General features: G+C 40.6%; 8 protein-coding genes. 7 read left to right on the top strand and 1 reads right to left on the bottom strand.

Translation table 11 applies throughout. The features are described 5' to 3' along the window. Positions 1–11 precede the first annotated feature (11 nt). From H5115_RS01455 to H5115_RS01440, 4 genes are all read left to right on the top strand, one after another. Complete coding sequence (locus tag H5115_RS01455; protein ID WP_007582016.1) at positions 12–500, top strand: (2Fe-2S)-binding protein; 489 nt, start codon at positions 12–14, stop codon at positions 498–500. A gap of 12 nt (positions 501–512) precedes the next feature. Next, positions 513–2,804: a xanthine dehydrogenase family protein molybdopterin-binding subunit gene (locus tag H5115_RS01450; RefSeq protein WP_182753254.1), complete on the top strand. Its 2,292-nt coding sequence runs from the start codon at positions 513–515 to the stop codon at positions 2,802–2,804. A 186-nt stretch (positions 2,805–2,990) separates the two neighbouring features. Next, complete coding sequence (gene moaA / locus H5115_RS01445; protein WP_182753252.1) at positions 2,991–3,962, top strand: GTP 3',8-cyclase MoaA; 972 nt, start codon at positions 2,991–2,993, stop codon at positions 3,960–3,962. A 147-nt stretch (positions 3,963–4,109) separates the two neighbouring features. Beyond that, complete coding sequence (locus H5115_RS01440; RefSeq protein ID WP_182753250.1) at positions 4,110–5,147, top strand: GGDEF domain-containing protein; 1,038 nt, start codon at positions 4,110–4,112, stop codon at positions 5,145–5,147. Positions 5,148–5,157: 10 nt separating this feature from the next. Here the strand turns inward: H5115_RS01440 and H5115_RS01435 are convergent, their stop codons facing one another. Further along, entirely contained in the window at positions 5,158–6,096 is a 939-nt protein-coding gene (locus H5115_RS01435) for a LysR family transcriptional regulator (RefSeq protein WP_182753248.1), read from the bottom strand. 119 nt (positions 6,097–6,215) lie between these two features. On the opposite strand from H5115_RS01435, the gene H5115_RS01430 reads away from it, so the two are divergent. From H5115_RS01430 to H5115_RS01420, 3 genes are read left to right on the top strand one after another with little or no spacing between them, the layout of a single operon-like run. Continuing rightward, positions 6,216–7,385, top strand: coding sequence for an efflux RND transporter periplasmic adaptor subunit (locus tag H5115_RS01430; protein ID WP_182753246.1), 1,170 nt, complete (start codon positions 6,216–6,218; stop codon positions 7,383–7,385). Positions 7,386–7,394: 9 nt separating this feature from the next. Next, positions 7,395–10,547 carry an efflux RND transporter permease subunit gene (locus H5115_RS01425; protein WP_182753244.1) on the top strand — a complete coding sequence of 1,051 codons (3,153 nt, stop codon included), beginning with the start codon at positions 7,395–7,397 and terminating at the stop codon, positions 10,545–10,547. Then, positions 10,540–11,952, top strand: a complete 1,413-nt coding sequence (locus tag H5115_RS01420) for a TolC family protein (protein ID WP_182753242.1) — start codon at positions 10,540–10,542, stop codon at positions 11,950–11,952. Before H5115_RS01425 ends, H5115_RS01420 begins: the two co-directional genes overlap by 8 nt. Positions 11,953–11,958 lie beyond the last annotated feature (6 nt).

The raw sequence follows: 11,958 nt of genomic DNA, 5'->3' as shown, positions 1-11,958 counted from the left end.
AGGGGCAAGCTATGGTGACGTTTACAATTAATGGCAAGGTGGTTGAATCACACGCAAGTGAAGATACACCATTGTTATGGGTTATTCGTGATGAAATTGGATTAAAAGGGACGAAGTTTGGTTGCGGTATTGCAATGTGTGGTGCGTGTACGGTGCATTTAGATGGGCAGGCAACTCGCTCATGTGTTTTACCAATTGGCGCAATTGCAGGAAAAAACATTACCACTATTGAAGGACTTAATAACGAACACCCACTTCAAAAAGCATGGGTTGAAGAGCAAGTACCACAGTGCGGTTACTGTCAGTCTGGGCAAATAATGCAAGCGGCTACATTACTGGCAGCTAATCCAAGTCCTTCAGATGAAGAGATAGTAAGCCATATGAACGGTAACTACTGTCGCTGTATGGCTTATAAACGTATTAAAACTGCTATTCAACGCGCTGCAGATGAGTCACAAAGTGTAGTAAATATATTTGATCCAAATGCACAAGACGCTTAACTGGAGCCGATAATGAAAAAATTATTTCAAAAAAATAGCGAAACCGTTAATTTAAATCGTCGCTCGTTTATGATTGGCACTGCTAGCGCAGGTTTAGTCATGGCGTTTGCCCCTGCGTTATTTTCGGGTTCGCTCAGTGCAAAAGAATCAATTGCGCAACAAGCTTTTTCACCCACTATTTGGTGGACTATGAGCACCGACGGCGCCGTAGAAGTAAGTATTGCAAAAGCTGAAATGGGTCAACATATTGGTACTGCTCTTGCGCGTATTGTGGCTGATGAACTTGAATGTGATTGGGATAAAGTATCAATTACCTACGTAGATACTCATGAAAAATGGGGCTTTATGGTAACAGGTGGTTCGTGGTCTGTATTTCAAAGCTTTAAGCCATTATCTCAAGCCGGTGCTGCAGGTCGAATTGCATTAATAGAAGCTGGAGCGAAAATGCTCGGCGTGACTGCAGATAAATGTCGTGCTGAAAAGGGCTATATTATTGCAGGCGAAAAATCGGTTAGTTACGCAGAAATAGTTAAAAAAGGCGAGTTTAATCGCACATTTACAAGTGATGAAGTTGTAAACTTGCCACTAAAACCTGCTAATAAACGTCATTTAACGGGGCTTAAACAAGACTTTAAAGCGCTTGATATACCAGCCAAAACAAATGGTACTGCAGTATATGGGATAGATGTAGAAGTTGAAGGCATGTTGTACGCGCGTCCAGTTATTCCACCAACTCGTTATGGCAGTACAGTGACAAACGTTGACGATAGTGCAGCAAAAACAATTAAAGGTTACAAAGGCTATGAAATTTTAAATGACCCTAGTAACACAGTGCAAGGCTGGGTTGTTGTATTAGCTGATAGTTACCCAAGTGCCATTAAAGCAGTAGATGCTTTAAAGGTGAGTTACAAAAAAGGTGAGTCGGCAAATATATCTGAAGCTGATATTCAAAAACAAGGTAAGCGATTATGCGAGCAACGCGACTCGGGTACTTTGTTTGTTGATGAAGGCGATATAAAGAAAACCCAAGCAGACGCTAGTGAGTCGTTAGAATCAATGTATACCACAGCGACAGCGAGTCATTATCAGCTAGAGCCATTAAATGCGGTTGCAGAGTTTAAAGACGGAAATTGGATTATTCATACAGGTAACCAATGGCAGTCACTTACATTACCTGCGCTTGCTAAAGCACTCGAAATAGAACAAAACAAAGTAATTATTCGTCCTTATTATTTAGGTGGTGGTTTTGGTCGTCGATTATTTGGTGATTGGACTGTACCTGCAGCTCTAACCGCAAAAGCAGTAGGTAAACCAGTAAAACTGGTATTTACACGAGCAGACGATAGTTTATTCGATCAGTCTCGTTCTGCATCTGCTGCAAAAATGACGGCGTCGTTTGATAAAAACGGTACTTTTACTGGTTTAGAGCATGCATTTGCTGCAGGTTGGCCTACTAAAGCAATGGCACCAGCGTTTTTATCACCGGGTGTTGATGGTAAAGGTAAATTTGATGCATTTTCGGCATCGGGCGCTGATCATTGGTATAGCATGAGCAGTCATCGTGCACGCGCTATTAATAACGAAGTTGCTCAAAGCACCTTTACTCCAGGTTGGTTACGTTCAGTAGGGCCAGGTTGGATTGCTTGGAGCCTTGAGTCGTTTATTGATGAAATTGCCCATAAGCAAGGCAAAGATCCAGTTCAATTTAGAATTGAAATGTTAGATGGTAAAGGCAAACAAGCAGGTAAAGCACCTGAGAGCGTTGGCGGAGCACTGCGCTTACGTAATGTGCTTAAAACGGTGTCTGACAAAGTAACCTCTGTAAAATTGGCGAAAGACGAAGGCATTGGTTTTTCTGTAAGCTCAGGGCAAGAACGTACAATGCCAGCATGGCTTGCAACCGCAGCGCATGTTCACGTTAACCGTGATAGTGGTAAAATAACGCTTAAAAAGCTTTATGTTGTTGTAGATGCGGGCTTAATAGTTCACCCTGATGGCGCACTGGCGCAAATTGAAGGGTCGTTACTATGGGGCAGCAGCCTTGCATTGCATGAGTCAAATACGTATAAAGATGGACAGGTATCAGCGACTAACTTTAATACTTATTTACCGCTAAGAATGCAAGATGTGCCAGATATGGACATCGAGTTTTTACAAAGCGATGAGTTTCCAGTTGGTTTAGGCGAACCTGGCGTGATAGGGGTTGCTCCTGCTATTGGTAATGCAGTGTTTAATGCTGTAGGCGTTCGTTTACGCGACCTACCAATGAAGCCAAGCGAACTTAAAAAAGGCTTAGAAGCGTAAAACAAAAATAATTAAAGGGGTATGCTTTAGGCTGCCCCTTTAAGTTATTAAATATATTTATGTAATTATTATTTATGTATCAATAGGTAGCGTTGTTTATACCAATTCGCTTAATTAAACGATTAAGTATTATTGCAAATTGGTATCAGGTTGTTATTACGTGTTGATATTAGTTAAGGTTTATTTATGCTAATCGACCCAACAGGGCGAGAGTTTAGTTACTTACGTTTGTCTATTACGGATGTATGTAATTTTAAGTGTGTTTATTGTTTACCAGATGGTTATCAGGGCGGTCACGACCGTGGCTTTCTCACAATTGATGAAATTAGCAATACGCTTAAAGCGTTTGCACACCATGGTATTGAAAAATTAAGGATCACTGGCGGAGAGCCAACCCTTAGAAAAGACTTTATAGATGTTGTTCGCGCGGCAAAAGATGTTGCGGGCATAAAAAAAATTGCAATGACCACCAATGGTTTTTCTCTTCATAAGAATATTCATGACTGGGTAGATGCAGGCTTAAACGCCATTAATGTAAGCATTGATAGTTTAGACTCACGCATGTTTAACACCATTACTGGGCATGACAAATTTACCTCAGTAATGAAAGGTATTGATACTACGCTTGAAACGGGTATTGATTCGGTAAAAATAAACAGCGTGCTGATGAAGCAATACAACGCAAAAGAGTTTGATACATTTTTAAATTGGGTTAAACACCGCCCCGTTACCATCCGCTTTATAGAATTGATGCAAACAAACGACAACAAAGCCTTTTTTGATGCTAACCATGTTTCTGGGCAAGTTTTAAAAACTCAGCTACTACAAACGGGCTGGCAGCAAGTTGCGCGTAGTGCATCAGCAGGTCCTGCTCAAGAGTTTGCTCATCCTGATTATCAAGGCAGAATTGGTTTAATAATGCCTTACAGTAACGACTTTTGTAGTACCTGTAATCGACTAAGGGTTACAGCAAAAGGAAATTTGCACTTGTGTTTGTTTTCTGAAGAGGGTATTTCGCTAAGAGAATATATGAACGACAGTTCGAATAGTGAATTAATGGCATTGTTATCTCGTTATATTAAAACTAAAAAGCCAACTCATCTTTTGCATCAAGGTAATACGGGCATCACCACTAATTTATCTATGTTAGGTGGTTAATTTTTAGAACTAATTTGTAAACGAAAACATCAAATGTGTTCCTAAAATATCTATAAAAGGGAGTGTTTACATGGTTTTAGAGTAACAAAGCTTGTTAAATTGTATTTTCACGTTAAACTTACTTTTTATTTTTATTAAGTGATTAGAATGGATATCGCAGCCCTTAATAGCACTAAATCATTAAGAAAAGACGTTCTAAGAGGAATGTGCCTTTGCTTTGGTGTTTTATCGCTAGTATTTGCGAGTGTTAATTTGACCGTAAATAATTTTCCATTGCTAGGCTATATCGAAATCTGTTTTTCTATTTATTGTATATTTACTTATATTTCACTTAAACGCCGCCCATTACAGTTTTGGCAATCCGTTGTAATGTGCGCACTTATCACATTCATCGTTATTTTGGGTACATCTTTGGCGTCGCCTCGTAACGGTGTGTATGTATGGTCGTTTGCATTACCTATTTTGTACTACCTACTATTGGGTAAACAATATGGTGTAATTTTCTCTGCAAATTTATTAGTGATCCAAGTGTTTATTTTAGGTAGTCAGTCTACTCTTGCCCCTTTTGAGACTTTTAACTTATCTCTTAATCTACTCTGTGCTTATTTAAGTATTTGGGCGATTTCTCATGTTTTTGAAGGAAGTCGTTCACACTTTTCAAGGCGACTTAAAAATTTAGCGTTACTTGACCCACTAACGGGGGCAGGCAATCGCCTTTCAATGAACCACTACTTTGAAGTAGAACTACAAGATAAGTCACAGTTATATTTATTCTTACTTGATTTAGATTTTTTTAAACAAGTAAATGATGAGTATGGCCATGGTGTGGGTGACCAAGTACTTGTCGAAGTGGCTACTTTATTAAGAGTTGTGCTGGGAAGAGGGTATGTATTTAGAGTCGGCGGTGAGGAGTTTGCTTTATTTAGCTCTTTTGAAAATGATGAGGCCGCGCTGAAAACCGCTGAACAAATAAGAGCACGTTTTGAAAATACCACATTCGACATTGACGGCCTTGCAATCAATGTTACAACCAGTATTGGTGTCGCAAAATTTAAAAGTACCAATTCATTGGAAAGCTTTGTAAACCAAGCAGATAAACAGTTATACAAAGCAAAGCAATTTGGTCGCAATAAAGTGTATTGTAAGTTTAAAAAAGAAAATGATTACCAGGCAGTTGTTGCGTAAGTCGTGCTATTTAGTACATTTGTTCAAAGTTAGGGATCCCGTTTTCCCAAATCGGTTTATCTTTTCCTAAATGCTCGCGTACAGCATCAAAAAATAATCGGGTTCTTACTGGTAAATCTCGATGCGGATATACGGCATACATCGCGCTAAATTCCATCAATTTTACATCGGTCAATAAAGGCACTAACTTACCTTGTATTATTTCATCACCAATAATGAATGCAGGGGCGACAAAGTAAGTTGTACCCGATAATGTTTTCATTAACAATGACTCGGCATCATTAGCACGAAACACACTTTTTATTTTTTGCTCGCAGCGCTCACCTTTACTATCGTAATAATCAATTGTTTCTACTCGAATAGAGTTACTGGCATAGCTTGCTGCTGGTAATTTCGCTAACTCTTCCATTGTTTTTGGCATACCATAAGTTTCAATAAACTGTGGCGCAGCTAAAATTAATAATCGATTACGCGCTATTTTACGTGCAATAAGTGACGAGTCTTTAGGCTCTCCTACACGAAAAGCCAAATCAAATCCTTCAGAGACTATGTCTACTAATCTGTCGTCTAAGCGCAGTTCAACTTCTACTTGCGGAAAGCGTTTTTGAAAATCATTAAGTACAGGTTGTAAATAACGACGACCAATAAGTGTTGATGAAGTGATTTTTAAAACGCCGCGCGGCTCTAAATGGTAGTTTTCAGCCATGCGCACGGTTTCGCCGAGCAGCTCTCTAAGCTCTGCGGCTTTTTTGATCATTTCGGCGCCTGCCGCTGTGAGCGAAAATGAACGGGTAGTTCGGTTAAGTAACCTAACGCCTAACTCATCCTCTAAACGGCTAATTTGTTTAGATATAACAGAGCGATCTATGTTGCGTATTTCTGCAGCTTTAGCAAAAGAGCCTTGCTCAACTACTTCAAGTAACATTAAAAGTCGACTTGTTGTATCCATTATTACACCTTAACTAATCTATTGATGCCATTTTGGCATTAATGAATTTAAAAATCTATGGTTTTTACACACGGGTTTAATCCGTATTATGCGAGGCTAATCAACAATGGAGCGTCTTCATGAACAAATATCTAATTGCTGCTGCACTTACTGCGGCATCTTTTACACTTGCGGGTTGTGCTGATGAGAGCACAGCTCAATCAGCACCTGCACAGCAACTTCAACCAATTGATGTAGCACAGGTGCTTGTTAAGCCGGTACAGAGCTGGCACACATATACAACTCGTTTAGAGTCTCCACAAGAAGTTGCTTTAATGCCGCGTGTATCAGGAATCATCGATAGCATTGAATTTAAAGAAGGCGACGTGGTTAAGCAAGGCGATGTTTTATTTCAATTAGATGCTCGCCCATTTGCAGCGGTTGTTGCAAGCTTAAAAGCGCAAATTAAAAGTGCAGAAGCCGCACTTGAACAAGCTAAAAGTGAAGACAAACGTGCGGTACGCTTATTAGACCGTAAGGCAATCTCTACAGAGCAAGCACAAGCGCGTACTTCAACACTGCGCCAACGCGAAGCACAGCTTTCTGCACTGCAAGCACAACTTACTTCAGCAGAACTTGATTTAGAATTTACGTCAGTAGTATCACCAATTGACGGCATTATTTCTCGTGCAAATATTACTAAAGGTAATAACGTACTTGCGGGTCAAAGCGTATTAACATCGATTGTTTCAAACCAAGCTATGTACGCTTATTTTGATGTTGATGAACGCACATGGAATAGCTCTTTTAATGATGTTACTGCTGCGAGCCATCAAACTGTTGTAATGCAAAAAGTGGGTCAAAGTGATTTTGCATATAAAGGCTACATTAACTTTATTGATAACCAAATTAATTCATCAACGGGCACATTACGTGTACGTGCAGTATTTGATGAAGATAGTAATCAACTTCGAGCGGGTTCATTTGCACGCATTAAGTTAGCGGCTAATGAAGTGAGTGAAAAAGTTATTATTCCTGAGCGTGCAATTGGTACCGACCTTAAAAATCGTTTTGTATTAACCGTTGGCGAAAACAACGTACTTGAATACAAACTAATTACTATTGGTGAGCGTTACGGTGCATTACGTGCGGTTACTTCAGGCCTTAGCAAAGGTGATGTAATTGCAGTAAATGGTCCTGCTCGCGTTGGTCCTGGTATGCCAATCTCTCCTCAAACAGTAACAATTGATACAAGCGGTGTGGCATTTACATTGTCAAACGACAACGCACAACTTGTGGCTAAGCAATAAGGTTTATTGATGAAATTTTCGCATTTCTTTATACAGCGCCCAATATTTGCGGCTATGCTTTCGTTGGTTATTTTAATTGCTGGTGGCATATCACTATTCCAATTACCAGTAAGTGAATACCCAGAAGTAGTTCCTCCAACAGTTGTTGTTACCGCCAACTACCCAGGTGCTAACCCTACCGTTATTGCGCAAACAGTGGCAACACCGCTGGAGCAAGAAATTAACGGCACTGAAAACATGCTATATATGTTTTCGCAAGGTACTAGTGATGGCCGTATGACTCTAACGGTAACTTTTGCGTTAGGTACCGATTTAGACCGTGCTCAAGTACAAGTACAAAACCGTGTAAACAGTGCACTTCCGCGTTTGCCAGAAGAAGTACAGCGTTTAGGTGTTGTGGCTGAAAAGTCATCACCCGATTTAACCATGGTAGTGCATTTATACTCACCTGAAAAAACGCACGACACAGCTTACTTATCTAACTATGCTGATTTAAACATTAAAGATGAAATTGCGCGCTTACCAGGCGTAGGTGATATTCGCATGTTTGGTGCTGGCAAATACTCAATGCGAGTATGGCTAAACCCAGATGCACTTGCTGCACGCGAATTAACAGCAACAGATGTAGTAACAGCACTTCGCTCGCAAAACCAGCAAGTTGCTGCAGGTAGCTTAGGTGCGCAACCAATTTCAAACGACAGTCAATTTCAAATATTGTTAAACGTTAAAGGTCGTTTAAACAGTATTGAAGAATTTGAACAAGTTATTATTAAAGTAGGCGACGAAGGTCAGTTAACGCGTTTATCTGATATAGCCCGTGTTGATTTAGGCCAAGACACTTACGCACTGCGTGCAGAGCTTGACAACCAACCAGCACTTGCAATGCCAATATTCCAACGTCCAGGTTCAAACGCTATTGAGCTTTCTGATCAAGTACGCGAAACAATGGCGCGCTTATCAAAAGATTTCCCTACTGGTGTTGAATACGACATTGTGTACGACCCTACGGTATTTGTTCGCGGCTCAATTGACGCGGTAATTGCCACTTTGCTTGAAGCAATTGTACTGGTAGTTATTGTTGTTATTGTATTTTTACAAACGTGGCGTGCATCTATTATTCCGTTAATTGCCGTGCCTATTTCACTCATTGGTACGTTTGCTGTAATGCAGTGGTTAGGTGTCTCAATTAACACCTTGTCGTTGTTTGGTTTAGTATTGGCCATAGGTATTGTTGTAGACGATGCGATTGTAGTTGTTGAAAACGTAGAGCGTAATATCGAAAATGGTTTATCGCCTCTTGAAGCAACCCGCGTTGCAATGAGCGAAGTAACAGGCCCTATTATTGCCATTGCATTAGTACTAAGTGCTGTATTTATTCCTACTGCGTTTATTACCGGTTTATCAGGTCAGTTTTATAAGCAATTTGCCCTTACGATTACAATTTCGACGATTATCTCAGCGTTTAACTCATTAACGTTATCGCCTGCGCTTGCTGCATTGTTATTAAAATCACACGATGCAAAACCAGATGCGTTCACGCGTTTACTTAATAAATTGTTTGGCCGTTGGTTATTTAAACCATTTAACCGCGTATTTAATCGTGGTGCTAAAGGGTACGAAAAACTGGTACAAAAACTAATCCGTATGACCGTTGTTGTAATGGTGGCTTATATTGCACTTGTTGGCGGCACAATTAAGTTATTTGATACCGTACCAGGTGGCTTTATTCCACAGCAAGACAAACAGTATTTAGTGGCTATTGCGCAGTTACCTGACGCATCAAGCCTTGATCGTACTGAAGACGTACTTGCTCAAATGCAGCAAATTGCATTAGAAGTCCCAGGCGTTGCACATACTGTTGCTTTTCCTGGCTTATCAGTGAACGGTTTTACAAACAGCCCTAACAGTGGCATTGTATTTACACCACTTGAGAGCTTTGACAAACGTACCGATCCGAGCCAATCAGCGATGGCGATAGCGGCGCAGTTGAATAAACGTTTTGCTGCCATTGATGAGGCATTTGTTGCGGTATTTCCACCGCCGCCAATTCAAGGTTTGGGCACTACCGGTGGTTTTAAACTGCAAATAGAAGACAGAGCTAATAAAGGGTTTGAAGCACTATTTAATAGCCTGCAAGCCGTTATTGGTAAAGCGCAACAAGACCCTGCATTAATGGGTCTGTACTCAAGTTTCCGTATTCAAGTTCCACAAATGGATATTGATATTGACCGTGAGCAAGCGCTTATTCAAGGTATTCCACTTGATGAAGTATTTAATGCTCTGCAAATTTATTTAGGCTCTGTGTACGTAAATGACTTTAATATGTTTGGCCGTACGTACCAAGTAAATGCACAGGCTGATGCTGACTACCGCTTAGACCCTGATCAAATACTTAATTTAAAAGTACGTAACCGCTCAGGTAATATGGTGCCATTAGGCTCTGTATTAACAGTAACACCAACAATTGGTCCTGACCGTGTTATGCATTACAACGGTTACCCAAGTGCAGAGTTAAATGGTAGCCCAGCGCCAGGTTATAGCTCTGATCAGGCACAAGTTGCTATTGAAAAAGTACTCGCAGACACACTACCAACAGGTATTGAGTATGAGTGGACTGAAGTAACATACCAGCAAGTACTTGCCGGTAACACCATGGTTTATGTATTCCCGTTAGTTGTATTACTTGTATTTATGGTACTTGCAGCGCAGTACGAGAGCTTACGTTTACCACTGGCAATTATATTAATTGTACCTATGACTATCTTCTCAGCCTTGTTAGGTGTGTGGTTTGTTGGCTCTGACAACAACATATTCACCCAAATAGCGCTCATAGTTCTGGTTGCGTTGGCTTCTAAAAATGCGATATTGATGGTTGAGTTTGCAAAAGATAGACACGACTCAGGCTTATCGCACTTAGAGGCAATACTTGAGGCATGTCGTATGCGTTTACGCCCAATATTAATGACGTCAATTGCATTCACAGCAGGTGTTGTACCGTTAGTACTTGCCACAGGTGCGGGCGCCGAAATGCGACACGCAATGGGTAACGCAGTATTCTCAGGCATGATAGGTGTAACCGTGTTTGGCCTATTGTTTACGCCGGTATTTTATATGCTAGTGACTAACAAAAAAGAGAAAGCGCAGGAGAATACTCATGACTAAATTAATGCAAAAAAGACTTAAAACAAGTCTAACTGTCAGTGCGGTATTAGTCGCTGCGTTTTTAGCAGGGTGTGCGAGTAAAATAGACACCATGAGCGAGCAAAAAGCGGTTAACGAATTTGTTGCTAAAGCTAATATTGCAAGTAACGTTAGCGTTGCTGATGAAATAAACTGGTGGAAAAAGCTTAATTCTGATCAGCTAAATGAACTTGTTACTGGTGCGCTTGCAAATAACTATAATTTGCAAACAAGCCAGTTAACACTTAAAAGTGCATTAGCCCGATTAGGAGAGCAAAAAGCCCAGTACCTTCCGCAAGGTGGCTTAAATGTTGGCGCAGCTCGAAGCGATGCACCAAGCGTGTTTGATCGCCAATCAAGTGCAAACGTTGCACTTGATTGGCAGCTAGATTTATTTGGTCGTATAACGGCGTTGGTTGATGCTGCAAATGCATCAGCCATGAGCCAAGCAGAGCAAGTACGCTTATTACAAATTGAAGTTGTTTCGTCAGTTGTTAAAGGCTTTGTAAGTTATCAAGGAAATGTTGAAAAACAACACATTGTAGCGCTTCAAATAGAAGCCCTTGAGCAAAGTATTGACGTTTTGCAAGCCCGAGTTGATGAAGGCGTTGCAAACGAGCTTGATTTAAACCGTACTATGGCGCAGCTTAGGCAGCAACAAGCACTTATGCCTGCCATTGAGTATGCAAAATACAGCGATTTATCTGCTCTTGCAGTACTAAGCGGTAAGCTAGCGCAAAATATTGCTATTGAAAACGAGCAAGGCGTGCTTGAACGTGACTTTAGCGTTGCACTAAAAAACGCTAATAATGCCATTGCCTTACGTCCTGATATTAGCCGTGCACTGTTTGACTTTAGCCAAGCAAATAGTTTAAGTGTTGCAGCTAGCAAAGCGTTATTACCAGATATTAGCTTATCTGCATTTGCAGGGGTTGTGAGTATAGACAGCACAGGCTTAAAAAATACCGATCAGCAGTGGCAAGTAGCACCGCAGTTACAATGGTCGTTATTAAGCTACCCAGCATTATTAGCACAGCGCGACGCGCAGCAGTTTTTAAGTGAAGCCGCATACAGCGATTATCAACAAGTGGTATTAACTGCACTAAGTGAAAGTGAACTTTCACTGCAATTGTTGGTCAATCAGGCACAGCAAAAACGCTTTGCCGATGAGCGCTATGACTTTGCTAATAAAGCATTTTTACAAGCCCAAGCAATGTATGAAGAAGGTCAAATTCCTTACCTTGAGTTGTTAGATGCGCGTCAGGATGTTTTAATAGCACAAGAAAATGCTGTTGAAACAACAATTTCTTCACTGCTTGCCAAAGTAAATGCTTACCAGTCATTTAATGGCCAATGGAGTTATGCGTTAAACGACACTAATAAGTAGAGTTAT

The sequence above is a fragment of the Pseudoalteromonas sp. SR44-2 genome, from assembly GCF_014163745.1.
In the GTDB taxonomy this organism is placed as follows: Bacteria; Pseudomonadota; Gammaproteobacteria; order Enterobacterales; family Alteromonadaceae; genus Pseudoalteromonas; species Pseudoalteromonas distincta.
Note: the sequence above shows the minus strand (reverse complement) of the source record. Positions and strands in the feature narration are given on the sequence as shown.